We start from the raw sequence: 25,793 nt of genomic DNA, 5'->3' as shown, positions 1-25,793 counted from the left end.
CTGCTTTTACAAATGGCAGGAGAGCCGGTGGAAAGACGTCAACTAACATTTGGAAATGGAGAGATGGAAAATGGTAAAGGTATATTATAACGGAGATGTAAACGAACAGGCACTTCAAGGGAAAAAAATCGCGGTAATCGGGTACGGTTCCCAGGGCCATGCCCATGCCCTAAATTTAAAGGAAAGCGGGCTGGATGTTGTGGTCGGTGTCCGGAAAGGGAAATCGTTTGATAAAGCGAAACAGGACGGACATCCCGTTTATTCGGTAAAAGAAGCGGCTGAAGCGGCCGAAGTGATCATGGTTCTGCTGCCGGATGAACAGCAGGCAAAGGTTTATGAATCGGAAATTAAAGAAGCCCTTGAGCCTGGCAAATCCTTGGTTTTCGCACATGGATTCAACATCCATTTTCATCAGATTGTTCCTCCGGAATTTGTGGATGTTTTTCTGGTAGCCCCTAAAGGACCAGGTCATCTTGTGCGGAGAACGTATACAGAAGGAGCTGGAGTTCCTGCCCTCTTTGCCATTCAGCAGGATGTATCTGGCTCTGCAAAGGACACAGCTCTCGCTTACGCTAAGGGCATTGGAGCCGGCCGCGCGGGCGTCCTGGAAACGACGTTTAAGGAAGAAACAGAAACCGACCTTTTCGGAGAGCAGGCTGTACTGTGCGGAGGCCTGACCTCTCTAGTAAAAGCCGGTTTTGAAACGCTGGTTGAAGCAGGCTATCAGCCGGAAGTCGCATATTTTGAGTGTATGCATGAGCTGAAGCTGATTGTGGACCTCATGTATGAGGGCGGGCTTGAAGGGATGAGATATTCGGTTTCCGATACGGCTCAGTGGGGAGATTTTGTTTCCGGTCCGAGAATCGTTGATGAAAGAGTGAAGGAATCCATGAAGGCTGTGCTGGCCGATATTCAAAGTGGGACGTTTGCCAAAGACTGGATTGTCGAGAATCAAGTGAATCGGCCGCAGTTTAATGCGATTAACCAAAAAGAGAATAGCCACCAAATTGAACAGGTTGGAAGAAAGCTTCGCAGCATGATGCCGTTTGTAAAACCTAAAGAAAAAGAGGCGGTGACCGCTGGTGCGGAAAATTAATGTCTTTGATACGACGCTAAGAGACGGGGAACAGTCGGCGGGCGTAAATCTCACATTTGGAGAAAAGCTTGAAATAGCCCGGCAGCTTGAAAGGCTCGGAGTCGATATCATGGAGGCGGGGTTTCCCGCTTCCTCCAAAGCAGAAATGAAGAGTGTCAGGGAGATAGCGCGTACAGTTAAAAGCAGCTCTGTCACTGGCCTTGCCCGATCGGTTAAAAGCGATATTGATATCGCCTGGGAGGCGCTTAAAGAGGGGGCAGATCCAAGGCTGCATGTGTTTCTGGCAACCTCGCCGATTCACAGGGAATATAAGCTGAAAAAATCCAAGGAGCAGGTCATAGAAGCCGCAGTGGAAGCTGTAAAATACGCAAAGACCCTTTTTCCTGTCGTGCAGTGGTCAGCAGAGGATGCGTGCAGAACTGAGCTTGAATTTTTGGGTGACATTGTCGGGGAAATCATTAAAGCCGGTGCAGATGTTATCAATATTCCTGACACCGTCGGATACATTCATCCGATAGAGTATGGGAGAATCTTCTCCTATTTAACAAAACATGTCACAGGCATTGACCAGGTGATTCTTTCCGCGCACTGCCACAATGACCTTGGAATGGCTGTTGCAAATTCACTTGCTGCTATCGAGCACGGAGCCGGTCAAATCGAAGGAACCATCAATGGAATCGGCGAACGGGCAGGCAATGCCGCCCTTGAGGAAATTGCCGTCGCCTTAAAAATACGCGGAGATCATTATCAGTCTTATTTTGACTTGAAACTGGATGAAATTAAACGAACAAGCGATATAGTGAGCAAGCTTACCGGAATGGCTGTACCCGGAAATAAAGCAGTGGTCGGGAAAAACGCGTTCGCCCATGAATCAGGCATTCATCAGGACGGGGTGCTGAAAGAAAAAACAACGTACGAAATTATTTCTCCGGAAATGGTGGGGGTCTCATCCAATTCCCTTGTACTCGGTAAACATTCCGGACGGCACGCCTTCGGAGCAAGAATGAAGGAGCTCGGCTTTGCACTGGATGAAAAGGAACTGAAGCGGGCATTTGACCGGTTTAAGGACTGGTCAGAGAAGAAGAAAGAATTTACGGATGCCGATTTGCTGGCCATTTTAATGGAAGAAAAAGCAGCGAACGGGGCTGGCGGCTATGAGCTTATCACTCTTCAAGTGCAGTTTGGCACGGCCAATATAACAACCGCTGCTGTTACCTTAAGGGATCCGGACAAAACCGTTATACAAGAGGCGGCAACAGGAGCAGGAAGTGTTGAAGCCATTTACAATACGCTTGAACGCTGTATAGGGACCGCTGTCCATCTGAAGGATTACCGCATCCAGTCCAGCAGCGGAGGAAGAGACGCTCTGGCAGAGGTTTATGTAAAAGCAGAATTTAAAGGGATTGAAACCAGCGGCCGAGGAATGGCTCAGGATGTCCTTGAAGCTTCGGCGCGGGCATACGTAAATGCAGTTAACCGGGTGCTCTTATTCTCGAAGGAGGAGCAGGAGGCGATCCAGCTGCCAGTCTAATTGAAAACGGGGGATGAATGATGAAGAAGACAATCGCAATGCTTCCGGGAGACGGGATCGGAAAAGAAGTCATGCAAGGTGCACAAGAAGTGCTTTCTGTTATCGCCGAGCAATATGGTCATGAATTCCATTTTACATCAGGACTGATTGGCGGATCTGCGATTGACCAGCACAGCGAGCCGCTCCCTGCTGAAACAGTGGAGCTTTGCCGCCAGGCGGATGCCGTCATGCTTGGTGCGGTTGGCGGACCAAAATGGGATCAGGAGCCGCCTGCCGGAAGACCCGAAAAAGGTCTGCTCGCGCTCCGGAAGGAACTTGGCCTGTATGCCAATATCCGGCCTGTAAAAGCCTACGAATGTTTAAGCGGCCGAAGTCCTTTCAAACAGTCGGTTCTCGAAGGCGTCGATTTCGTCATCGTCCGAGAGCTTACAGGCGGCCTGTACTTCGGCAAGCCAAGTGAGCGGTCCTTTAAGGGCGGAGAAGAATCCGCAGTTGATACCCTTTATTATACGAAAAAGGAAGTCAAACGCATTCTTAATGCTGCATTTGAACTGGCTGCACAGCGGAAAAAGAAGGTGACGTCCGTTGATAAAGCAAATGTGCTTGAATCAAGCCGGATGTGGAGAGAAACGGCAGAAGAAGTAAAGGCGGAGTACCCTGGGATTGAACTTGAGCACATGCTCGTCGACAATGCTGCGATGCAGCTGATCAAAAATCCTGCCCAATTCGATGTCATCGTAACAGAAAATATGTTCGGTGACATTTTAAGTGACGAAGCCTCCGTGCTTACCGGATCTCTCGGGATGCTGCCATCATCAAGTCTGTCGACGGGCGGTTTGCATCTATATGAACCTGTTCATGGGTCTGCTCCTGACATCGCCGGAGAAAACAAAGCCAATCCGCTTGCCATGATATTGTCTTCAGCCATGCTTCTCCGTACATCATTCGGCTTGAGGGAGGAAGCAGATGCGGTCGAGCGCGCTGTTCAGCACGTTCTTGATGCAGGAAAACGGACAGGGGATTTGGCTGTGGATCAGGAGCGGAGCCTTACAACAGCGGAGATGATCGAAGAAGTAAAAGAGGGGCTGGCAGACGATAATGCTATCCTTCATATAATGGAAGCTTATGCTTGAAATCTAGTAAAGGAGGAGGAGAACCATGAGGAAAACACTGTTTGAAAAATTGTGGGATCAGCATGTGGTTCATAGTGAAGAAGGGAAACCGGATCTTCTCTACATCGACCTGCATCTCATTCATGAAGTAACCTCTCCACAGGCGTTTGAGGGACTAAGAACGAAGGACCGCAAAGTCAGAAGACCGGAACGGACCTTTGCCACAATGGATCACAATATTCCAACAATAAATCCCGCTGTGATAAAAGATGAAACAGCTAAAAATCAAATAAGTGCATTGGAGCGGAACTGCCGTGAATTCGGCATCCGGCTGGCAGATATCGGCAGCGAGGATCAGGGCATTGTTCACGTCATCGGTCCGGAGCTTGGCCTGACTCTTCCTGGCAAAACGATTGTTTGCGGGGATAGCCATACTTCTACACATGGAGCCTTTGGTGCTTTGGCTTTTGGAATTGGAACGAGTGAAGTAGAGCATGTTCTGGCTACCCAGACGCTTTGGCAGCAAAAGCCGAAAACGCTGCAAATCCGGATCGACGGAGAGCTTGGGGATGGAGTAACGGCTAAGGATCTCATCCTTTATATTATCGGCAAGCATGGGGTCCGTTTTGGAACGGGCTATGTCATTGAATATACGGGCAGCGTCATTCGAGGCCTCTCGATGGACGAACGGATGACCATCTGCAACATGTCCATCGAAGCCGGAGCAAGAGCCGGGCTGATTGCTCCGGACGAAACGACTTTTTCTTATATAAAAGGAAGGAAATTCGCCCCAAAAGGGGAAGCGTTTGAGAAGGCGGCTGAGCAATGGAAACAGCTGGCGACAGACGAAGGGGCGGAATATGACCGAAGCGTGGAAATACGCGGAGAAGACGTCGGCCCGATGATTACGTGGGGAACCAATCCGGGCATGGCGCTCTCAGTGGACCAGCACCTTCCGGCTCTTGATTCGTATACGTCAAAAGAGGAGAAAAGAGAAGCTGAACGCGCCTTCTGCTACATGGATCTGACACCTGGAGCCCCCATTGAAAACCTTCCTGTACAGCACGTATTCATTGGCTCCTGTACAAATTCACGGATTCACGATTTAAGGAAAGCAGCAGCCTATGTGCAGGGCAAAAAAACAGCAGATTCTGTAAGAGCATTAGTCGTTCCCGGCTCAGAAGCGGTAAAAAGGAAAGCGGAGGAAGAAGGGCTCGATGAGATTTTTAAAGCAGCAGGCTTTGAATGGAGACATTCCGGCTGCAGCATGTGCCTCAGTATGAACGAAGATGCTGTACCGGAAGGAGAGCGCTGTGCTTCTACCTCGAACCGGAATTTTGAAGGCCGGCAGGGAAAAGGTGCTAGAACTCATCTGGTTAGTCCAGTGATGGCCGCTGCCGCCGCAATCCACGGCCGCTTCGTTGATATAAGACAATCACCGTTCAAGGAGGAGGACACCCATGCTTCAGCCATTTCGTCTTCATAAAGGAAAGGCAGCCGTAATGGACAGAGACAATGTCGATACAGATCAAATTATCCCAAAGCAGTTTTTAAAACGCATAGAGCGAACGGGCTACGGAAGGTTTGCCTTCTTTGACTGGAGGTACAAGGCCGATGGCGAGCCGGATCCTGCTTTCGAATTGAACCAACCGGAATTTTCGGGGGCGACCGTCCTGATCGCCGGAGAGAACTTTGGCTGCGGGTCCTCAAGAGAGCATGCTCCTTGGGCATTAAGCGACTATGGGTTCCGGGTAATCATTGCCCCGTCATTTGCCGATATCTTTCATCAAAACTGCCTGAAGAATGGAATGCTGCCGGTCCGCCTCGAAAAAAATCGAGTGTCTCAGCTGATGGACCAGGCAAGCCGTGGGAAATGTGAACTCACAGTTAATCTCGCAGACCAGACCATTTGGAGTGAAAACGGCCTGGAAGCGGCTTTTGACATGGATCCGCACTGGAAAGATATGCTTTTAAATGGAAGAGACGAGATTGCCTATACACTGATTCATGAAGACAAGATTCAGGACTTTGAGAAATCGGCGATCGGCTAACGGGATGGAGGTGCAAAGAGGGTTTGTCTTTGCATCTTTTTCAATGAAGGACCGGATCTGCGCAGTCAGCCCCGAAGAATCAACGTTACGTCTGTTTCGCATGGTTAGATTTACAACTAATAGAAATAGGATAAAAACGAAAGGTTCGTCAATCGATCTTCATCCAGAGCAGGTCCCTCTAGCTGTATTTCAAACAGCAAAAACCCCATTCCATCCCAGAACCCCCTAATTCTACCGTACTCCCTGCCGCTTGTGTTCCATTCAGCACATTGGTAAACTTGTAACAAAATTGTACGCGGAGTTGGTCTGTTCATGAAAGATGATAAACAATCAAAGATCATTCCATTCCCTAATCTAAAAGAGCGTCTTGTAGATAAAGGAATGGATGCTTTGAAAAAGAAACAGTTTCAGGATGCACTGGACCTTTTTTCGGAAGCCCGGAACATGGATGAGGACCAGGCGGAAATCCAGCTTGGCATTGCCCTGTGCCTAATGGAAATGGGAGAACTGGAAGAAGCAAGCCGCGTGTGCAAAAAAATGCTGAACGAAGACATCGGCCATTACTTTACCGTGCTGCAGGTGTATTTAACGATTCTCATACAGCTTAGGGAATACAATGAAGTTCAGGCTACGATTGAAGCGGTTCTCGAGGAAAATCAGCTGCCCGCAGAAAGTGCCGAGCAATTCTACAGGCTGCTCGATTTCAGCAGGAGAATGAGCGGTTCCGGGCAGGAGGCAGAGCCGGAGGAAGAATTTACGTATGAGCCGGATGATTGGACAACGTCAGAAGGTTTTATGGCAGAGCCGGCCAAACAAATTGATTATATTCAGTCGATCCGTGACCGGAATGTAGCGAAGCATATGCCGACGTTAAAGTCTCTGCTTGAGCACACGCATGCCCACCCGGTTATTAAAACGATGATTCTTCAAGTTCTGATCGAGCATGAAGTAAGCAAAAGTGTGACCGTAGAAAAGTTTGGAGATGTGCAGACTGTCGTACCCGCAGCCCTCTCCCTTTCAGACACTCCATTTGCGAAGAAGGTGCTGAATTTGCTTGATGATACACTTGGGGCAGAAAATCCGGCGCTGTTTGAAGCGGTGAAGGAGCTGTGGATCCGGCATCTGTTTGTGCTGTTTCCATTTATCCCAAAACCTGCCGATGCTTCACTCTGGGCTGCCGCACTGCACAAAGCCGGCTATGAGCTGCACGGCATTGATGTGGAAGAAGAAGAGATCAGCTCATTATATGAAATCCCCTCTTTTCAGCTCGGCGAGGCGTGCAGCAAGATCTTTCAAATTGAAAAGATGTCCTATTTGGATAACGGCCATGCCTAAACTTAGAAAAATATTGGAATAGGTTGAATCAAAGTCATTCTGTGTTATAATGAAATGGTTTCATATCGTGAAGGGGAGCGGAAAACGCTCAATTTACATACTGCAGAAGCGCATGCTTATGCTGAATTAATGAATCATGAAACTACAAACATATTATAGATTTTTGGAGGGAAACACATGTCTGCTAAATGGGAAAAACTTGAAGGAAATCAAGGGATTTTGACTGTTGAAGTGGATGCTGAAACTTTCGACAGCGCTCTTGACGAAGCATTCAAAAAAGTCGTACAGCAAGTATCCATTCCAGGCTTCCGCAAAGGAAAGGTTCCGCGCAGCCTGTTTGAAAAACGTTTCGGAGTAGAATCTCTTTACCAGGAAGCTCTTGATCTTCTATTGCCGGTTGAATACGGGAAGGCCATCGATGAAGCTAAAATAGAGCCGATCGACCGTCCTGATATTGACATCGACTCAATGGGCAAAGGCGAAACGCTGACTTTCACTGCGAAAGTAACCGTTAAGCCTGAAGTGAAGCTTGGCGAGTACAAAGGTCTTGAAGTTGAAAAAGAAGATACAGAAGTAACGGATGAAGATGTAGAACAGGAATTGAAACAGCTTCAGGAGCGCCAGGCTGAGCTTGTCGTGAAAGAAGAGGGAAAAGTGGAAGACGGAGATACCGTTGTGATGGATTTTGAAGGATTTGTAGATGGGGAAGCATTTGAAGGCGGCCAAGCCGACAACTACTCTCTTGAAATCGGATCCGCCTCTTTCATCCCTGGCTTTGAAGAACAGCTTGTAGGCCTTGAAACAGGTGCCGAGCAAGAAGTGGAAGTAACATTCCCTGACGAATATCACGCAGAAGATCTTGCTGGCAAGGCGGCTACATTCAAAGTGAAAATTCACGAAATCAAAGCGAAGGAGCTACCTGAGCTTGATGATGAGTTTGCGAAAGATGTAGACGAAGAAGTGGAAACACTTGAAGCGCTCAAAACAAAAACGAAAGACCGCCTTCAGGAAACACGCAAAACAGAAGCAGAAAACAAGCTTCGTGATGCACTGGTTGAGAAAGCGGCTGAAAATGCTGAAGTTGAAATTCCTCAGGTGATGATCGACAGCGAAGTGGATCGCATGATGAAGGAATTCGAACAGCGTCTTCAAATGCAGGGCATGAACCTTGAGCTTTATTTCCAATTCTCTGGTCAAGATGAGGATGCGCTTAAACAGCAAATGAATGAAGATGCTGCAAAACGCGTAAAATTCAACCTGACTCTAGAAGCGGTTGCTCAGGCTGAGAACCTTGAAATTTCAGATGAAGAAGTGAACGAAGAGCTTTCTAAAATGGCTGAAATGTACAACATGCCAGTAGACAGCATCAAGCAGGCACTTGGCTCAACTGATGCTGTAAAAGAGGATTTGAAAATCCGCAAAGCGATTGATTTCCTTGTGGAAAACAGCAAAACCGCTGCATAATATAAGAATACCTGACAGGGCGCGATTGGATCGTGCCCTGTTTTCTAAACATAAGCTTTTGCAGAAAATGGCGACATATACTTAGAAGCAGGATCATTCCTAATTAACCTGAAACATGCTAGAATACATATACATACATCAATACATAGCCCTTTCGGGGGTACTCCGTCATAAACAGCCTGAGTATGCAAAAGATGTTTTTTCTTCAAAATATAGGGTAGGATATAAAAAAGCATACATAGCTGCAAACATTCTTCAAAAATCTAAATATCCATCACCGCAGCGTTTATGTTAAAATGCACTGCATACTTGATTTGCTCTCAATGGCTGTACGCTGCCAAAGCGCATCACCAAGTTTAACAAAACCGCTGTATTCCCTGATGGACGGGGTTTTGACTGTATGAAGAGATAAAGAATAAGGGGTGAAACAATGTTTAAGTTCAATGATGAAAAAGGACAGCTAAAATGTTCATTCTGCGGGAAAACACAGGATCAAGTTCGTAAACTTGTAGCTGGACCGGGTGTATATATATGTGACGAATGCATCGAGCTCTGCACGGAAATCGTGGAGGAAGAGCTAGGCACGGAAGAGGAAGTTGAGTTTAAAGATGTACCGAAACCTGCTGAGATCCAGGGAATTCTCAACGAGTATGTAATCGGACAGGAAGCGGCTAAGAAATCTCTTGCCGTAGCGGTATACAACCATTACAAACGGATAAATTCCAGCAGCAAAATCGATGATGTGGAGCTTTCTAAGTCCAACATTGCGATGATAGGGCCGACAGGAAGCGGTAAAACCCTTCTTGCGCAGACACTCGCAAGGATCCTGAATGTTCCATTTGCTATAGCGGACGCTACTTCTCTAACTGAGGCTGGATATGTCGGTGAGGATGTAGAGAACATCCTTCTTAAACTGATTCAGGCAGCAGATTACGATGTGGAAAAAGCAGAAAAAGGCATTATCTATATTGATGAAATCGATAAGGTTGCCCGTAAATCCGAAAATCCGTCAATCACGCGTGATGTATCTGGTGAAGGAGTTCAGCAGGCATTGCTGAAAATTCTTGAGGGAACCGTTGCAAGTGTTCCACCGCAGGGCGGACGCAAGCACCCTCATCAGGAATTCATTCAGATTGATACGACGAACATCCTCTTCATCTGCGGAGGAGCCTTTGACGGGATTGAACAAATTATCAAACGCCGTCTCGGCAAAAAAGTCATTGGTTTTGGATCAGACAACTCGAAAGAAGATATGGACCAAAAAATGCTTCTTTCCAAAGTCCTTCCGGAAGACCTGCTTAAATTCGGTCTGATTCCTGAATTTATCGGTCGTCTGCCTGTTATTTCAAGTCTTGCCCCACTCGACGAGGATGCATTGGTTGAAATCCTTACAAAACCGAAAAATGCCCTAGTCAAACAGTATCAAAAGATGCTTGATCTGGATGGGGTGGAACTGGAGTTTGAGGATGAGGCTCTGGTTGAAATTGCAAAAAAAGCAATCGAGCGTAAAACAGGTGCCCGCGGTCTAAGATCTATTATTGAAGGCATCATGCTCGACATGATGTTCGATCTTCCTTCCCGCGAGGACATCGAGAAATGTATCATTACCGGCGCGACCGTTACTGATCAGGTTCCGCCTAAGCTTGTCACAAATGACGGTACTGTCATTGAAAAAGATAAAAAGACTTCCGCCTGAGGAACGTGTAATCGAGGCGAAATATTGAACGGAAAAAAGGCTGCCATCATGCGCAGCCTTTTTTTTTCATTGCTTGAGCGGCGGTCCTTCTTGTTCAGTTCTGTAAAGAAAATCTGGTGTTTGGAACTTTAGTCGAAGAATTCTGCGAGGCTTGACGATTATGTCTTATCGGCATTAGCGGGCTGAAAAAGCGGGAATCCTTAGTCGCTGGCACTGTTCACGTCTTTTTGGTTCAAAATCGCCTTAATGTGCCGTTTAGAACTCGTTCTCCGTTAAAATTGCAGGTATCAGGCTGTTTTTGGTGTCTTCAAAGCTGCTTTGGGGGCTGATTGGAGAGGATATTGTCCTAACTTTTGTTTTATTGTCCGTACTTTCATTTTATTTTCCTACCCTCTCAGCTTATTGTCCGTACTTTCAATATATCTACTTTTCGACAAAATTTTGATGGAAACCGTCTGGTATTAACTTCGAAAGGTGCTTAACTTCCGCTGAAGGCGGGACAGGGGGAGCCATCCGCAGCTGCAAAGCAAGACACTGCCCGTCCTGTGGGAAATATATAGTAGGAGGAGAAAGAAATCAGCCTGAACAATCCTGGATGAAACATGAAAAGACAGATTGATGTATGCTTTTTAGAAATTCCACTGCTGCCCTCCGCCACCGCCGAATCTTCTTCCTGCAAATCTTCTTTCTGCGGGTTTATTCCGCTTTCAGTGAGGAGATACTAGGAGCAAGGAAACACCATTATGGCTAAGAGAGGAAGACTCTTTTACATAGAAACAGAATGCAGCAGGAGGGACCAGTATGAGTTGGACAAGCATTGCATTGTTTGTACAGTTGTTTTTCGGGATTATTATCGGTTTGTATTTTTGGAATTTGTTAAAAAGCCAGCGCACCCAAAAGGTATCCATCGACAGGGAATCGAAAAAAGAAATGGAACAGCTGAAAAAAATGAGATCGATCCGGTTAAGTGAGCCTTTGGCGGAAAGAGTCCGCCCTAAGACATTTATGGATATAGTCGGTCAGGAAGATGGAATCCGTTCCTTAAGCGCTGCATTATGCGGACCCAATCCCCAGCACGTGATTATTTATGGACCGCCAGGAGTTGGAAAAACAGCCGCTGCGAGACTAGTGCTTGAAGAAGCGAAACAAAATGGGAAATCCCCGTTCCGCTCGAATGCGGGATTCGTCGAGCTTGATGCAACGACAGCCCGTTTTGATGAAAGGGGAATTGCCGATCCGCTAATCGGGTCTGTTCATGACCCGATTTACCAGGGCGCCGGAGCTATGGGACAAGCCGGCATCCCTCAGCCTAAGCAAGGTGCTGTTACACATGCACATGGGGGAGTCTTGTTTATTGACGAAATCGGTGAACTCCATCCGATTCAGATGAACAAAATGCTGAAGGTTCTTGAAGACCGGAAAGTATTTTTGGAAAGTGCTTATTATAGTGAAGAAAACACAAACATACCAAGCCACATCCATGATATTTTCCAAAATGGATTGCCGGCTGATTTTCGCCTGATCGGGGCTACAACCAGAACGCCAAATGAAATTCCGCCAGCCATCCGGTCGCGCTGCGTAGAAGTGTTTTTCAGGGAGCTTGATCAAAAGGAGCTCTCCATCGTCGCAAACAAAGCAGCGGCGAAAATTGGGATGAATGTCTCGGATGAAGGTATTGAACGTATGACCTCCTATGCCAGAAACGGACGGGAAATCGTCAACATGATGCAGATTGTAGCGGGGATGGCGATGAACGAAGACCGCGGCGCAGTTACATTAAAGGATATTGAATGGGTCATCCATTCCAGCCAAATGTCTCCAAGGTATGACCGAAAGATTGGGGAGGAAGCGAAAATAGGCCTGGTGAACGGACTGGCTGTACACGGTCCGAACACAGGATCTCTCCTTGAAATAGAAGTAATGGTTCTGCCAGCGAAAGAAAAGGGCAGTGTGAACATAACAGGGATTGTGGAAGAAGAAAGCATTGGAGACCGCGGAAAATCCATCCGCAGAAAAAGCATGGCCAAAGGATCGGTGGAAAATGTCATTACGGTCCTCAAATCAATGGGAGTAGAAGCAGACAACTATGAAATTCACGTTAACTTCCCGGGAGGGGTTCCGGTGGATGGGCCTTCGGCAGGGATTGCGATGGCATCAGGCATCTTTTCTGCCATTCATAAAATTCCAGTCGACCATCTTGTGGCAATGACTGGAGAAATCAGCATACATGGGCACGTTAAGCCGATTGGCGGCGTGGTCCCTAAAATCAAGGCAGCTAAATTGGCCGGGGCCATGAAGGTCATCATTCCTGCGGAAAACAGCCAGTCGATCCTTGAGGATATCCCGGGGATCACGATTATTCCTGTTTCACATTTCCAGGAAGTGCTTGATCATGCACTACTGAATCCGCCGGCCGAATTTTTGCTGAATGAGAAAAAATCAGTATAAGTCTGCATATAGTTAAGAGCGGTGAACCTCCAGCCTGCCTGGGGGTTTTCCTATGCTGATTTGCTTGATTACATAGGTTCGGTCCGCCGATGGGCAAAAAATGATCATCCAAATAGACACCCTATAAAGAATAAGTTAGAATTAGACAAGAACTCGCACATACGCTATCAAGAAAGAGACGGAGGTGCATAGGTATGGCAGACAATAAACTAACCATTCCTTTGCTTCCATTAAGAGGGCTTTTGGTCTATCCAACCATGGTTCTTCATTTGGATGTAGGCAGAGATAAATCAGTAGAAGCTTTAGAAACGGCAATGATGGACAATCATATGATTTTCCTGGCAACACAAAAGGATATTTCCATAGATGAACCGGCAGAGGATGATGTTTACCGGGTCGGTACGTATACAAAAATTAAGCAGATGCTGAAGCTTCCGAACGGGACGATCCGTGTCCTCGTAGAGGGTTTGGAAAGAGGCGAAATCCATTCCTTTGAGGAAGAAAACGATACCCTGATGGTGACAATTGAAACACTGACAGACACGGGGACAAAAGACACGGAGAGCGAAGCGCTGATGAGGACACTGCTTGAATATTTTGAGCAGTACATTAAGCTTTCCAAAAAAGTTTCAGCGGAGACGTTTGCTTCCGTGGCCGACATCGATGAGCCGGGACGTGTAGCTGATCTCGTCGCTTCCCACCTGCCTTTAAAATTAAAGGAAAAGCAGGAAGTCCTGGAAACGGTCAATATAAAAGAACGTCTTCATAAAGTCATCAGCATGATCAACAATGAAAAAGAAGTGCTGAACCTTGAGAAAAAAATCGGGCAGCGTGTAAAACGCTCCATGGAACGTACTCAAAAAGAGTATTATTTGCGTGAGCAGATGAAAGCCATACAAAAAGAACTTGGGGATAAAGAAGGAAAAACGGGCGAAGTTTCTTCTCTCTCCGGTAAAATAGAAGAAGCCGGCATGCCCGAGGAAATTAAAGCGGCTGCTCTGAAGGAATTAGACCGTTATGAAAAGGTTCCTTCCAGCTCAGCAGAAAGCGCGGTTATCCGCAATTACATTGACTGGCTCCTTTCACTGCCATGGACCAATTCAACAGAAGACCGGCTTGATCTAAATGTAGCCGAAAAAATTCTCAATGATGACCATCATGGCTTGGAAAAAGTAAAGGAACGGGTGCTTGAATACTTAGCTGTCCAAAAGCTGACAAACTCTCTGAAAGGACCTATCCTGTGCCTTGCAGGTCCTCCGGGCGTAGGGAAAACTTCTTTGGCGCGCTCCATTGCAAAATCACTGAACCGTAATTTTGTCAGGATTTCACTTGGCGGAGTGAGGGATGAATCTGAGATAAGAGGACACCGCCGGACATACGTCGGTGCCATGCCTGGCCGGATTATTCAGGGTATGAAGAGAGCAGGCAGCATCAATCCTGTCTTTTTGCTGGACGAAATTGATAAAATGTCCAGTGATTTCAGAGGGGATCCGTCCTCTGCCCTGCTGGAAGTACTTGACCCTGAACAAAACCATACATTCAGTGACCATTATATAGAAGAAACGTATGATTTATCCAACGTCATGTTCATTGCGACAGCCAATAACCTGGCGACCATCCCGGGTCCGCTGAAAGACCGTATGGAAATCATCACGATTGCCGGCTATACCGAACTTGAAAAAATCCAAATTGCAAAGGATCATCTCCTGTCGAAACAGCTGGAGGCTCACGGATTAAAAAAAGCGAATCTGCAGGTAAAAGAAACAGCTCTCCAGAATGTGGTCCGCTATTACACAAGAGAAGCCGGGGTTCGCGGAATGGAACGGCAGCTGGCGGCCATTTGCCGGAAGGCAGCGAAAAAGATTGTTTCTGAGGAGAAAAAGAAGATTATTGTATCAGAGAAAAATCTTCCTGATTTTCTCGGAAAGCCGATTTACCGCTATGGCCAGGCAGAAATTGAAGACCAGGTCGGCGTGGCCACCGGGCTTGCTTATACAACGGTCGGGGGAGACACTCTGTCGATCGAAGTATCCTTGTCGCCCGGTAAAGGCAAGCTGATCTTAACCGGTAAACTTGGAGACGTAATGAAAGAGTCCGCGCAGGCCGCATTCAGTTTTATCCGCTCAAAGGCTGCTGCGCTTGAGATCGATGCGGATTTTAACGAGAAAAATGATATTCATATCCACGTTCCGGAAGGAGCCGTGCCAAAGGATGGCCCATCCGCGGGTATTACGATGGCCACCGCGCTGATCTCTGCCCTGACTGGACGCCCCGTCAGAAAAGAAGTAGGCATGACGGGAGAAATCACCTTAAGGGGACGCGTTCTGCCAATCGGCGGTCTGAAAGAAAAGTCTTTATCCGCCCACCGTGCAGGGCTGAAGAAGATCATCATTCCAAAGGAGAATGAGAAGGATCTTGACGACATTCCTGAAAGTGTACGCAACGAATTAACCTTTGTCCTGGTTTCCAATATTGAAGAAGTGTTAAACCATGCATTGACTGGAGAAACGAAATGAAAGTAACCACATCTGAAATTGTAATAAGTGCAGTAAAACCGGAACAATACCCTGACGCCGGCCTTCCCGAGATTGCTCTCGCCGGGAGGTCCAACGTAGGGAAGTCTTCCTTTATCAACAAGCTGCTGAACCGTAAAAACCTGGCCAGGACATCCTCCAAGCCGGGGAAAACCCAAACCTTGAACTTTTACATTATTAATGAAGTCCTCCACTTTGTGGATGTACCCGGATACGGCTTCGCTAAAGTATCGAAAAGCGAGCGGGATGCCTGGGGAAGAATGATCGAAACGTACCTGACGAACCGGGAAGAATTAAAAGCGGTCGTCCTGATCATCGATGTCCGCCATAAACCGACGAACGATGACCAAATGATGTACGGCTTTCTAAAGCATTACAGCATCCCGGTGATCGTCGTTGCTACAAAAGCGGATAAAATTCCGAAATCAAAATGGCAAAAGCATGTAAAGATCGTAGAAGAAACCCTCGATCTATATGAAGAGGATTCCATTGTCCTGTTTTCATCTGAGACCGGAAAAGGCAAGGATGAAGCATGGGGTGCGATTAAGAGACTGACTGGAGTTAAATAAGAGGAAGAAAACGCATCCTGAAGGTGCGTTTTCTTTTTGAGGTGTTCATTCATTCGGTATAAAACTGCAGCAATAGAACAAAAAACGCATCCCAAGGATGCGTTTTGCTTGTATACTTTCTTATTTTTTCCTGAATAATAAGAACAGACCGGCAGCGATGAACAAAAAAGGCCAGAATTTTTCGGCATAGCTGATGCCCTCTTCCAGCTGGCTGAAAGAGCCGGTAATCTGCTCGAAGTAATGGAGGAATAGCCCCGCCAGCAGGACAATGGCGCCGGTTATGTACCCGTTTTTCGCTTTTATTGAAGCAATCAGGAGGGCAATTCCGATGATGATTGTGATGCCTGCAGCATCATCCGGCCAGGACGGGTTTTTCCCGGACATGAGAAAGTGGACACCAAGGCCGGCTAGAATCAATCCCGGTACAAGGTAGGCATCGTCTTTAGCTGTAAAACTGCTGATGAGAAATACAGCACCGAACAGCAGGACCAATGTCGGCCAGCTGTTTTGCTCGGGAAATAGGACAATGTTAAGCTTCTGAAAAAGAAAATAGGCTCCGATGATAATTAGAAAATAGGCTGGGAATGCTGGACGCTGTTTCATTTTTACACCTCGTTCACAGGACTCTCTCTTGAAAGAAAGCGCTTTTTTTGGTATTGTACATGGTGGTATACATAAATTTGAGCATTTTCTGTTTCATACTCTGTTCACATTTTATCAAATGAAGACTTTTCTATCATGTTATAATATAAAATAGACGATATGTAAATGATTAGACAAAGAATTATTTTTACTTTAGAATAATTATTGCTAATGAAAGTAAGGAATATAGGGGGTATGAAATCGTGCATATTTTAGTTGTAGGCCTGAATCATAAGACTGCCCCTGTTGATATACGAGAAAAGCTCAGTTTCGATCCTGCTGAACTTGGATCAGCCATGCAGAAACTAAAAACGCAAAAAAGCGTTCTTGAAAATATTATTGTATCTACCTGCAACCGTACGGAGATTTACGCCGTTACGGATCAGCTTCACACGGGAAGATATTATCTGAAAGCCTTTTTAGCCGAATGGTTTGATCTTGAAATCGAGCAGTTTGCCCCGTTTTTAACGTTCTATGAAAATGACGGAGCCGTCGATCATCTTTTCCGTGTTTCCTGCGGTCTTGATTCCATGATTGTTGGTGAAACTCAAATTTTAGGACAGGTGCGAACGAGTTTTTTGAAGGGGCAGGAGCTTCAGACTACTGGCACAGTCTTTAATTACTTGTTTAAAGAAGCGGTGACGCTTGCCAAGAGGGCTCATTCCGAAACCGAGATCGGAAGTCATGCAGTTTCAGTCAGCTATGCAGCCGTACAGCTTGCCAAGAAGATTTTTGGAGGATTGAATTCCAAGCGTGTCCTCATTTTAGGAGCCGGGAAGATGAGCGAGCTTGCCGCTCAAAATCTGCATGGAAACGGTGTAAGCCAGGTGACGGTTGTTAACCGGACTTTTGAGAAAGCCAGGCAGCTCGCAGATAAATTCAGCGGAGTTCCTAAAAGCTTTGCCGAGCTTGAAGCGGCACTGAAGGATGCGGATATCGTGATCAGCTCGACAGGAGCAAAAGACTTCGTTGTAACAAAGCAAATGATGGCAGAAGTTGAGAAGAAACGCAAAGGCAATCCGCTGTTTATGGTGGATATCGCCGTACCGCGCGATTTGGATCCTTCTATAAATGAGCTGGAAAGTATTTTCCTATATGATATCGATGACCTGGAAGGCATCGTGGAAGCAAATATGAAGGAACGGAATGCAGCGGCCGAACGAGTTGGACTTATGATTGAACTGGAAATCGTCCAGTTCAAGCAATGGCTGAATACACTTGGAGTCGTTCCGGTCATTACGGCTCTGCGGGAAAAAGCATTATTGATTCAGTCGGATACGATGCAGAGCATCGAGCGGAAAATGCCTGATTTGTCTGAACGGGATATCAAGCTTTTAAATAAGCATACGAAAAGCATCATAAACCAGCTTCTGCGAGATCCGATTCTGAAGGCTAAGGAATTGGCAGCGGAAGAGGATGGAGAAGAAGCGCTGGAGCTTTTCTCAGATATTTTTAATATTAGCGAACAGGTCAAACAGCAAAAAGAAAAAAACCGGCAATCTGAACGGTTCTATGAAACCGAAGCTGTTCAGAGTGTTTCGTATCCATCTTACTAGAAAGGATATGGCTTAATGATTGGGTTGGACCTGAACCGGCTGAATGAAGCAGCGGTTATTATCTATGCATGTTGTGTCCTCTTTTATTTCATTGATTTTGTTCATACGAACCGGAAGGCCAGCAAAGCTGCCTTCTGGTTGCTTTCTATTGTTTGGCTGCTGCAAACAATTTTTTTGTTTTATGAAACAGCCGTTTCTCGAACGTTTCCGATTTTGAACATATCGGAGGGCCTGTATTTCTACACATGGGTGCTCGTCACGATTTCCCTGATTTTGAATTGGCTGCAAAAGGCGGATTTCATCCCGTTTTTAACTAGTGTGCTCGGGTTTATTATGCTTGCTCTTCACACATTCGCCCTTTCGCAAAATCAGCCTGGCCAGCTTTCTGAGCAGCTGATTTCAGAGCTTTCCATCATTCATATCACCATGGCCATTCTATCGTATGGAGCTTTTTCTCTCAGTTTCGTTTTTTCTATGCTATATTTGCTGCAATACCGGCTGCTTAAGAAAAAAAGGTGGGGAAAAAAACTTCTGCGCATTAACGACTTATCTACGCTTGACCACATGGCCTATGTATTGAACGTAATCGGAGTGCCTATGCTCCTGCTCAGCCTGATTCTTGGATCCATATGGGCGTTCATCAAACTTCCGGACTTTCAATGGTTCGATCCGAAGGTAACGGGTTCATTTGGCGTCATTGTTATATACAGCGTGTATCTATATGTAAGAATCGTAAAAAACCGGCAGGGGAAACCGATTGCTTTATGGAATGCAGCAGCTTTTCTCGTGCTGCTGATCAATTTTTTCCTGTTTGGAAGCTTATCCCGATTTCATGTGTATTCATAGATTTCGGGATTGGAGATTGGGAGGATTCATATGAGAAAGATCATCATCGGTTCTAGAAGAAGCAAGCTTGCTCTGACCCAGACCAACTGGTTTATCCAAAAACTCCGGGACTTGGGTCTTCCCTATGAATTTGAAGTAAGGGAAATTGTTACAAAAGGGGATCGAATCCTGGATGTAACGCTTTCCAAGGTAGGGGGAAAAGGTTTATTTGTTAAGGAAATCGAGCAGGCGATGTTCGATGGAGAGATTGACATGGCTGTCCACAGCATGAAAGATATGCCAGCCGAGCTTCCTGAAGGTTTGACAATCGGGTGTATTCCATTCAGAGAAGATGTAAGGGACGCGCTGATTTCAAAGGATGGACGCAAGCTTTCCGAGCTTTCCCCCGGGTCTGTAATCGGGACGAGCAGCCTTAGAAGAAGTGCTCAAATTCTTGCGATCAGGCCGGATCTTCAAATTAAATGGATCCGCGGGAATATTGACTCACGCATCAGCAAGCTGAAAAATGAAGATTATGATGCGATTATCCTCGCGGCAGCCGGGCTTTCACGGATGGGCTGGAGCGAAGAAATTGTCACTGAATACCTGGACCCTGCTGAATGCCTGCCGGCTGTCGGCCAGGGAGCCTTGGCTATTGAATGCAGAGAGAGCGACAAAGAATTGCTTGAGATTCTCGCAAATGTCAATGACGCGGATACTTCTTTAACCGTTCAAGCCGAAAGAGCGTTCCTGAAGGATATGGAGGGCGGCTGCCAGATTCCGATCGCCGGTTATGCAGAGCTTGCGGGCGGGAGTCAGGTTCGCTTGACCGGGCTGGTTGCAGATCCTGAAGGCAGAAACGTGTACCGGGAAACGATGGTTGGAACAGATCCCTCTGAGCTCGGAAAAAGAGTCGCGAAAAAGCTGGAAGGGCAGGGAGCGAAGGAGCTTATTTCCAGGGTGAAAGAGGAGCTGGACCAAGAATGAATAGAAAGAAGCCGCTAAGTGGGAAACACATCTTGATTACAAGAGAGAAAAGCCAAGCGGCTTCTTTTGCGCGTCTTATTGAAGAGCTGGGGGCTGTCCCTTATGTCATCCCGCTTGTCGCAATTGAGCCGGCTGCTGATGAGGCGGATATCGAAAGCCGCATGGAAAAACTGGATCAATACGATTGGATTATTTTCACGAGTGCAAATGGAGTTCGCTTTTTTACCTGTTTCATGGAAAAATTCAGACTTTCTTTTCCTGAGCATTGCAAAACAGGTGCAGTTGGGAAGAAAACAGCCGAGAGCCTCGAGCAGGCTGGGCTAAAAGCCGACCTCATGCCCCACACCTTCTCGGGAGAAGGGCTGGCACAGGCTTTGGCAGGCGAAGTATCAGCCGGCGACAGCATACTGGTGATCCGGGGCAGCCTGTCTAAGCAGGCAGTCTACAAAAAAATGAAGGAAATGGGTGTGCAGGCTTCTGAGCTGATTTTATACAGCAACAGTCCTCTGAAGAGAGCCCAGCAGGAGCTGGCAGAGCTGCTTCAGGAAGGAATTCTTGACTTTGCTACCTTTACAAGCCCTTCAATCGTTCGTTCCTACATGCAGGCTGCACAGAGGCAGCCGGGTGCATCCCCAGCTTTTGTCTGCATTGGAGACGTGACAGCTGAAACGGTGAAAAATTACGGGTATGATTGTCTTATAGCCGATCCTTATACCATTGAAGGAATGGTAAAGAAAATGATCGATCATATAGAAGCACCCAAGGAGGAATAAATGATGGATTTGCATTTTGCCAGACACCGCAGACTTCGTTCCAGTGAAGGAATGCGTGCAATGATTCGAGAAACGTTTTTGCGTCCGGAGGATTTTATTTATCCGATCTTTGTAGTGGAAGGAGAACATAAGCGGAAAGCCGTAGCGTCTATGCCAGGTGTAGAACAGGTTTCCCTTGACCACCTCAATGGAGAAATGCAGGAGCTTCTTGACCTTGGCATCCGCTCCGTTATTGTATTCGGTGTTCCGGACCATAAGGATGCTGTAGGTTCAGAAGCCTATCATGATCATGGCATCGTCCAAAAAGCGATCCGCCAGATCAAAGCAGGCTTCCCGGACCTCGTGGTAGTGGCGGATACATGCTTGTGCCAATATACCGACCATGGGCATTGCGGCGTCATTGAAGAAGGGAAAATATTGAATGACCCCTCCCTTGATCTTCTTGCCCGCACAGCGGTTAGCCAGGCGAAGGCAGGTGCAGATATTATTGCCCCCTCTAACATGATGGATGGATTCGTGGCAGCGATCCGCAAAGGACTGGATGAGAACGGATTTGAAGAAATCCCGGTAATGTCCTATGCTGTTAAATATGCAAGTGCGTTTTACGGGCCTTTCCGGGATGCAGCCCACAGTACTCCTCAGTTCGGCGACCGCAAAACCTATCAAATGGATCCGGCCAACCGGATAGAAGCCATCAGGGAAGCCGAATCTGACGTAAAAGAGGGCGCTGACTTCCTCATTGTCAAACCGGCCCTCTCTTATCTGGATATCATGCGGGATGTGAAAAACAGCTTCAGCCTGCCGGTAGTAGCCTATAATGTCAGCGGAGAGTACTCCATGATAAAAGCAGCAGCTCAAAACGGATGGGTCGATGAACGGGCCATCGTTCTGGAGAAACTGACGAGCATGAAGCGTGCAGGTGCCGATCTTATTATCACTTACCATGCGAAGGATGCAGCAAGGTGGCTAAAGGAGCAGTAAAAAGAATGGAAAGGGGCAGACCAATATGAGAAGCTATGAAAAATCGAAGCAGGCATTTAAGGAAGCACAGAGGCTGATGCCCGGCGGTGTCAACAGCCCGGTCCGCGCTTTCAAGTCTGTCAGGCTCGATCCAATCTTTATGGAGCACGGCAAAGGATCGCGAATTTATGATATCGACGGAAACGAATACATTGATTATGTTTTATCATGGGGTCCCCTCATTCATGGACATGCAAATGAGCAGGTCGTCGACTCCTTAAAAAAAGTAGTGGAATCCGGAACCAGCTTCGGTGCCCCCACCCTTTTAGAAAATGAACTCGCCCGCCTTGTGATCGAGCGCGTTCCGTCCATCGAGATTGTAAGAATGGTCAGCTCGGGCACGGAAGCGACGATGAGTGCTCTCCGTCTGGCTCGGGGATATACCGGCCGGAACAAAATCATCAAGTTCGAAGGGTGCTATCACGGCCACGGTGACTCTCTTCTCATCAAAGCGGGCTCAGGTGTTGCCACCCTTGGCCTGCCCGACAGCCCCGGCGTGCCTGAAGGAGTAGCGAAAAATACAATTACCGTTCCATATAATGATCTGGAGAGCATTCGCGCCGCTTTTCAGGAATTTGGCGAAGATATCGCCGGAGTGATTGTGGAGCCGGTCGCTGGGAATATGGGTGTCGTCCCTCCGCAGCCGGGATTCCTTGAGGGATTAAGAGATGTAACGAGTGAATACGGCTCCCTGCTGATTTTTGACGAGGTGATGACCGGCTTCCGCGTGGATTATCATTGTGCTCAAGGCTATTTCGGTGTTACTCCTGATTTAACGTGTCTTGGAAAAGTCATTGGGGGAGGACTTCCGGTCGGAGCTTACGGCGGAAAAGCCGAAATTATGGAGCAAATTGCTCCAAGCGGTCCCATTTATCAGGCGGGAACGCTGTCGGGAAATCCGCTCGCCATGACGGCCGGGCTGGAGACGCTGAAGCAGCTCACACCTGAAAGCTACAAAGAGTTTGCCAGAAAAGCGGATCTTCTTGAGCAAGGGTTGGCGGAAGCGGCTCAAAAACATCAAGTTCCGCATACGATCAACCGCGCCGGCTCCATGATCGGAATCTTCTTTACGAACGAGCCGGTTACGGATTACGATACAGCGAAATCATCGGATCTGGATTATTTCGCAGGCTATTACAGAGAAATGGCCAATGAAGGTGTCTTTTTGCCTCCGTCACAATTTGAAGGGCTGTTTCTTTCCACTGCCCATTCTGATGAAGATATCCAACAAACGGTTGCTGCAGCTGAAAAAGCGTTCAGCAGACTGCGTTAAGATCAGCTGTCCGGCATGTCTGGACAGCTTTTTATTTTTTGGCTTTGTTAAAGCATACAATTGATTTTTCACACCTGTTGATTGGAGCGGAAGGCGTGAGACTCCGAGCTAAGAGCTGCGGGACAGGTGAGACCCCGCAATCGCGAAGATGAGGAGGCTCACCGCCCGCCCTTGGATAAGCGAACGCCTGCAGCGGAAATCAACCGGCTAGTTTAATAGAGCTTTTTTTTGTGGACAAATAGCCCATGCAAACAGCCGGACCCAGATGAATGATTCATCCAAGTGCGCTCCAGGATCCTCCTATAGCAGAGGAATTGCCTAAGGATCCTGCTGCCGCGTTCTCCAGTTCTTTTTTTCACCCCCCCTTCATAAATTGGAAGTGTCATGATTCTATGGATCAGTTTTAAGAAGGGAGGAAACAGCTTGTCACAGGATGCAGCATTGCGCTTTTCTGTTGAAGAGTCTGTATGGTTTCAAAAAGGACAGGAAGTATTTGAACTGCTATCGATTTCTCTGGATCCGAATATAGTGATTGAAGAGCATGATCAGTATGTTTCTATAAGAGGAGCCCTTCAGCTTACGGGTGAATACCGTGCGGTTCTGAATCCGGATCAAGAAGAAAAGGATTTTGAGTTTTCTGCTGACCGATTCGTTAATGAAGTAGTGGTAAGAGAAGACGGGACTAACGAAATTCATCACCGGTTCCCGGTTGACATCACGATCCCGAGAAACAGAATTGACCGTCTTGAGGAAGTGTTTGTGTCGATCGATTCGTTTGACTACGATCTCCCTGAAGCAAAATGCTTAAAGCTGTATGCTGATTTGTCTATTACAGGCATTGCGGAAAACAGCCGAGAGCATGAAGAAGCGGAGATCCAGGAAATCCACGAGGTGGAGCAAGAGGCAGAATCAGTGGAATTCCAGGAAGCAGAAGCTTTGTCAAGAGAAGATGCATCTGATGCGGAACCGATAGAAGAACACGATCAGGCTTACCAGGAAATTTATGCTTTTAGAGGAGAAGATCAAGCTGTAATGGAGCATGAGGCGGATCCGTCTGTTTCTTCGAGGGATGAGGAATCCGATTATCCGGAGATTGAGGTGGAAGTCCGCAGGCAAACCCACGACTATCAGGAAATCCAGCCCCTTTTTGAAGAGGAAAGAGAACAGGTGCAGCAAGCGGAGCATCGTCCTGAGATGAAAGAAGCACGGGAGGCTGCAGACCCTAAAAGCGAGAACTCGCTTCTTCTGACCAAGCTTTTTGGCCGGGAAGAAGATGAAGAGCTGGCAAGGCTGAAAATCTGCATTGTCCAGCAGGGCGATACCATTGCCGGCATTTGTGAAAAGTATGAATGCTCGGCCCAGCAGCTGATCAGAGTGAACCATCTTCCGGAGGATAAAGAGGTTTTCGAGGGGCAGACGCTTTATATTCCTCAATATGCCGGCAGCAAGTAAAACGCAATAAAAGCTGAGGATGCTGCTCAGCTTTTTTTTCATATGGAAGGGGCTGCCCGGCTTTGGATGCAGCAGGCGTGCGCCACTACTAAAATAGGCGAGTGGGGAAAGCGAATGGAGGATTTTCAAGCGATACTCAGTCAATACCAGGTTAATCTGGAGTTTGCCGAGCAGCATAGTCCGAGGCTCGTAAAAGTGTATTCTCCTCAGGGGACATTTGCCTTGAAAACACTGAGGCCGTCCAGAGCAGACCGGTTTGCAGACAGGGTCCGTTCAGTCTATGATGCGGGCTATACGAGCTTAGTGCCCATTTACCGCAACATAAACGGGCATCTGGTCACAGCAGGAAGTGAAAATTATTACTATTTAATGCCATGGCTTCCCGATTCTCAAGCGGATGAACGGAGTGCAAGGCATGACTATTTGTTTAAAGAAGCCGCCAAACTTCATCGGCAAACCGTCAAGCAAGTGAAAATAACCGGTGAGGAGATGAAAGCCACCTATGAAACAGCCAGAAAGCAATGGGAAGAACAGAAGCAAGCCTATGAACAATACGTAGAAAAGTGCGAAAAGCAATGGTATCTGTCCCCATTTGAACTGCAGGCTGTCACGTATTATACAGAAACAGCCAGAGCGACCGATTTTGCAATTGAAAAACTGGAGGAATGGTACGAGTCAATGAAAGAAAAGGATACAGCCCGGACCTCCTATATCCACGGCAGTCTGTCCGTCCAGCATGTTGTGTATGATTCAAACGAGAAAAGCTATTTGATCAATTTTGAAAAAGCGCACCGGGCCCCTCCGATGAATGATCTTTTGCAATTCTATTACAAGACATTTTACACCTATCCAATCCGCTGTGAGGAGTGCGTGGACTGGTTCTACACCTATCAGAAGAACTTTCCTTTTGCAAAGGAGGAAATGCCGCTTTTCATCAGCTACCTTTCGTACCCTGAGTCCCTTTACCGCGCGGTTCTCTCGCCTGACCGGGATGGGAGGAGTACATCCCAGCTTCAAAAAAACAAGGATTTGATCAAAGCCTACTGGTATTTCAAAAACAACGAATACTTCGTGATGAGAATCGTCGATACAGAAAATAAGAAAAATGCCGAGGCTCAGGCATGATGAGGGGGAAACCCCTCTTTCTTGCGCCTAGAGCCACCCAAGATGAAAGGATAAGGCAAGAAAAATCAGAGCTGCAAGGAGGATGATATCAAAAGCGGTCGGAAAGATGAGGGTTCTGATTCCCTGGAAGATGGTGATTGGAAGAATAAACTGGACAGCAATGACACGAATCTCTTTTACCCAGGGGGGAACTGTGTATGAATTAAATCGTTTTCGCAATGGTATTCACCTCCATCTTTGAGTTATAATCAGCATATGAACGATTTTCTCGCCTGTGCCTGCCCTGTTTGACGTATAAGATGAT

Annotated in this window: 21 protein-coding genes; 19 read left to right on the top strand and 2 right to left on the bottom strand. The window is 47.0% G+C overall.

From position 1 onward, the window contains the following. Positions 1 to 70: 70 nt before the first annotated feature. The 11 genes from ilvC to yihA all read left to right on the top strand — a co-directional run bounded on the left by ilvC (position 71) and on the right by yihA (position 15,836). Positions 71 to 1,096, top strand: a complete 1,026-nt coding sequence (gene ilvC / locus ACQCVE_RS06710; protein WP_426843714.1) for a ketol-acid reductoisomerase — start codon at positions 71 to 73, stop codon at positions 1,094 to 1,096. Beyond that, positions 1,083 to 2,627: a 2-isopropylmalate synthase gene (locus ACQCVE_RS06705; RefSeq protein WP_426843715.1), complete on the top strand. Its 1,545-nt coding sequence runs from the start codon at positions 1,083 to 1,085 to the stop codon at positions 2,625 to 2,627. The genes ilvC and ACQCVE_RS06705 overlap by 14 nt, the downstream gene beginning before the upstream one ends. Positions 2,628 to 2,647: 20 nt before the next feature. Next, positions 2,648 to 3,760, top strand: a complete 1,113-nt coding sequence (leuB, locus tag ACQCVE_RS06700; protein ID WP_426862193.1) for a 3-isopropylmalate dehydrogenase — start codon at positions 2,648 to 2,650, stop codon at positions 3,758 to 3,760. Positions 3,761 to 3,785: 25 nt separating this feature from the next. Next, complete coding sequence (gene leuC / locus ACQCVE_RS06695; protein ID WP_426862192.1) at positions 3,786 to 5,225, top strand: 3-isopropylmalate dehydratase large subunit; 1,440 nt, start codon at positions 3,786 to 3,788, stop codon at positions 5,223 to 5,225. Next, positions 5,200 to 5,790 carry a 3-isopropylmalate dehydratase small subunit gene (leuD, locus tag ACQCVE_RS06690; protein ID WP_426862190.1) on the top strand — a complete coding sequence of 197 codons (591 nt, stop codon included), beginning with the start codon at positions 5,200 to 5,202 and terminating at the stop codon, positions 5,788 to 5,790. The genes leuC and leuD overlap by 26 nt, the downstream gene beginning before the upstream one ends. 312 nt (positions 5,791 to 6,102) lie before the next feature. After that, positions 6,103 to 7,125 (top strand): tetratricopeptide repeat protein, encoded by a 1,023-nt coding sequence (locus ACQCVE_RS06685; RefSeq protein WP_426843718.1) that lies wholly within the window; start codon positions 6,103 to 6,105, stop codon positions 7,123 to 7,125. Positions 7,126 to 7,302: 177 nt separating this feature from the next. Then, positions 7,303 to 8,589: a trigger factor gene (gene tig, locus ACQCVE_RS06680; protein ID WP_426843719.1), complete on the top strand. Its 1,287-nt coding sequence runs from the start codon at positions 7,303 to 7,305 to the stop codon at positions 8,587 to 8,589. 430 nt (positions 8,590 to 9,019) lie between these two features. Then, the gene (gene clpX / locus ACQCVE_RS06675; RefSeq protein WP_426843720.1) at positions 9,020 to 10,285 is read left to right on the top strand and encodes an ATP-dependent protease ATP-binding subunit ClpX; all 1,266 of its coding nucleotides are present in this window, start codon (positions 9,020 to 9,022) and stop codon (positions 10,283 to 10,285) included. A gap of 801 nt (positions 10,286 to 11,086) precedes the next feature. After that, on the top strand, positions 11,087 to 12,733 hold the full coding sequence (gene lonB, locus ACQCVE_RS06670) for an ATP-dependent protease LonB (RefSeq protein WP_426862189.1): 1,647 nt from the start codon (positions 11,087 to 11,089) through the stop codon (positions 12,731 to 12,733). 194 nt (positions 12,734 to 12,927) lie between these two features. Next, the gene (lon, locus tag ACQCVE_RS06665) at positions 12,928 to 15,249 is read left to right on the top strand and encodes an endopeptidase La (protein ID WP_426843722.1); all 2,322 of its coding nucleotides are present in this window, start codon (positions 12,928 to 12,930) and stop codon (positions 15,247 to 15,249) included. Continuing rightward, the gene (gene yihA / locus ACQCVE_RS06660; RefSeq protein WP_426843723.1) at positions 15,246 to 15,836 is read left to right on the top strand and encodes a ribosome biogenesis GTP-binding protein YihA/YsxC; all 591 of its coding nucleotides are present in this window, start codon (positions 15,246 to 15,248) and stop codon (positions 15,834 to 15,836) included. The genes lon and yihA overlap by 4 nt, the downstream gene beginning before the upstream one ends. Before the next feature lie 120 nt (positions 15,837 to 15,956). Here the strand turns inward: yihA and ACQCVE_RS06655 are convergent, their stop codons facing one another. Next, positions 15,957 to 16,439: a LiaI-LiaF-like domain-containing protein gene (locus ACQCVE_RS06655; protein ID WP_426843724.1), complete on the bottom strand. Its 483-nt coding sequence runs from the start codon at positions 16,437 to 16,439 to the stop codon at positions 15,957 to 15,959. A 242-nt stretch (positions 16,440 to 16,681) separates the two neighbouring features. Between ACQCVE_RS06655 and hemA the strand changes: the two genes are divergently transcribed. The 8 genes from hemA (at position 16,682) to ysxE (ending at position 25,489) form a co-directional block, all read left to right on the top strand. Continuing rightward, positions 16,682 to 18,034, top strand: a complete 1,353-nt coding sequence (gene hemA, locus ACQCVE_RS06650) for a glutamyl-tRNA reductase (protein ID WP_426843725.1) — start codon at positions 16,682 to 16,684, stop codon at positions 18,032 to 18,034. Between the two features lie 15 nt (positions 18,035 to 18,049). Next, positions 18,050 to 18,880: a cytochrome c biogenesis protein gene (locus tag ACQCVE_RS06645; protein WP_426862187.1), complete on the top strand. Its 831-nt coding sequence runs from the start codon at positions 18,050 to 18,052 to the stop codon at positions 18,878 to 18,880. A gap of 30 nt (positions 18,881 to 18,910) precedes the next feature. After that, positions 18,911 to 19,846, top strand: a complete 936-nt coding sequence (hemC, locus tag ACQCVE_RS06640; protein WP_426843727.1) for a hydroxymethylbilane synthase — start codon at positions 18,911 to 18,913, stop codon at positions 19,844 to 19,846. After that, positions 19,843 to 20,619 (top strand): uroporphyrinogen-III synthase, encoded by a 777-nt coding sequence (locus tag ACQCVE_RS06635; protein WP_426862186.1) that lies wholly within the window; start codon positions 19,843 to 19,845, stop codon positions 20,617 to 20,619. The genes hemC and ACQCVE_RS06635 overlap by 4 nt, the downstream gene beginning before the upstream one ends. Then, a complete protein-coding gene (gene hemB, locus ACQCVE_RS06630) occupies positions 20,620 to 21,600 on the top strand; it encodes a porphobilinogen synthase (protein ID WP_426862184.1) in 981 nt (326 codons plus the stop codon). It begins immediately after the preceding gene. Between the two features lie 25 nt (positions 21,601 to 21,625). Then, positions 21,626 to 22,912: a glutamate-1-semialdehyde 2,1-aminomutase gene (hemL, locus tag ACQCVE_RS06625; protein ID WP_426843730.1), complete on the top strand. Its 1,287-nt coding sequence runs from the start codon at positions 21,626 to 21,628 to the stop codon at positions 22,910 to 22,912. A gap of 423 nt (positions 22,913 to 23,335) precedes the next feature. Next, positions 23,336 to 24,364, top strand: a complete 1,029-nt coding sequence (gene spoVID / locus ACQCVE_RS06620; RefSeq protein ID WP_426862182.1) for a stage VI sporulation protein D — start codon at positions 23,336 to 23,338, stop codon at positions 24,362 to 24,364. Positions 24,365 to 24,478: 114 nt separating this feature from the next. After that, the gene (gene ysxE, locus ACQCVE_RS06615) at positions 24,479 to 25,489 is read left to right on the top strand and encodes a spore coat protein YsxE (protein ID WP_426862180.1); all 1,011 of its coding nucleotides are present in this window, start codon (positions 24,479 to 24,481) and stop codon (positions 25,487 to 25,489) included. 27 nt (positions 25,490 to 25,516) lie between these two features. On the opposite strand, the gene ACQCVE_RS06610 is transcribed toward ysxE, so the two are convergent. Beyond that, complete coding sequence (locus tag ACQCVE_RS06610) at positions 25,517 to 25,708, bottom strand: hypothetical protein (protein WP_426862178.1); 192 nt, start codon at positions 25,706 to 25,708, stop codon at positions 25,517 to 25,519. Positions 25,709 to 25,793 lie beyond the last annotated feature (85 nt).

The sequence above is a fragment of the Metabacillus sp. 113a genome, from assembly GCF_050107635.1.
Taxonomy (GTDB): Bacteria; Bacillota; Bacilli; order Bacillales; family Bacillaceae; genus Metabacillus_B.
This window is presented reverse-complemented; position numbering and strand designations above follow the sequence as displayed.

Excerpts from the sequence above, each read along its gene's own strand:
- ilvC (WP_426843714.1), top strand. The coding sequence starts at position 71 with ATGGTAAAGGTATATTATAACGGAGATGTAAACGAACAGGCACTTCAA.
- hemC (WP_426843727.1), top strand. The coding sequence starts at position 18,911 with ATGAGAAAGATCATCATCGGTTCTAGAAGAAGCAAGCTTGCTCTGACC.
- leuB (WP_426862193.1), top strand. The coding sequence starts at position 2,648 with ATGAAGAAGACAATCGCAATGCTTCCGGGAGACGGGATCGGAAAAGAA.
- lon (WP_426843722.1), top strand. The coding sequence starts at position 12,928 with ATGGCAGACAATAAACTAACCATTCCTTTGCTTCCATTAAGAGGGCTT.
- leuD (WP_426862190.1), top strand. The coding sequence starts at position 5,200 with ATGCTTCAGCCATTTCGTCTTCATAAAGGAAAGGCAGCCGTAATGGAC.
- ACQCVE_RS06645 (WP_426862187.1), top strand. The coding sequence starts at position 18,050 with ATGATTGGGTTGGACCTGAACCGGCTGAATGAAGCAGCGGTTATTATC.
- ACQCVE_RS06635 (WP_426862186.1), top strand. The coding sequence starts at position 19,843 with ATGAATAGAAAGAAGCCGCTAAGTGGGAAACACATCTTGATTACAAGA.
- ACQCVE_RS06655 (WP_426843724.1), bottom strand. The coding sequence starts at position 16,439 with ATGAAACAGCGTCCAGCATTCCCAGCCTATTTTCTAATTATCATCGGA.
- leuC (WP_426862192.1), top strand. The coding sequence starts at position 3,786 with ATGAGGAAAACACTGTTTGAAAAATTGTGGGATCAGCATGTGGTTCAT.
- ACQCVE_RS06685 (WP_426843718.1), top strand. The coding sequence starts at position 6,103 with ATGAAAGATGATAAACAATCAAAGATCATTCCATTCCCTAATCTAAAA.
- hemB (WP_426862184.1), top strand. The coding sequence starts at position 20,620 with ATGATGGATTTGCATTTTGCCAGACACCGCAGACTTCGTTCCAGTGAA.
- lonB (WP_426862189.1), top strand. The coding sequence starts at position 11,087 with ATGAGTTGGACAAGCATTGCATTGTTTGTACAGTTGTTTTTCGGGATT.
- hemL (WP_426843730.1), top strand. The coding sequence starts at position 21,626 with ATGAGAAGCTATGAAAAATCGAAGCAGGCATTTAAGGAAGCACAGAGG.
- clpX (WP_426843720.1), top strand. The coding sequence starts at position 9,020 with ATGTTTAAGTTCAATGATGAAAAAGGACAGCTAAAATGTTCATTCTGC.
- yihA (WP_426843723.1), top strand. The coding sequence starts at position 15,246 with ATGAAAGTAACCACATCTGAAATTGTAATAAGTGCAGTAAAACCGGAA.
- ysxE (WP_426862180.1), top strand. The coding sequence starts at position 24,479 with ATGGAGGATTTTCAAGCGATACTCAGTCAATACCAGGTTAATCTGGAG.
- tig (WP_426843719.1), top strand. The coding sequence starts at position 7,303 with ATGTCTGCTAAATGGGAAAAACTTGAAGGAAATCAAGGGATTTTGACT.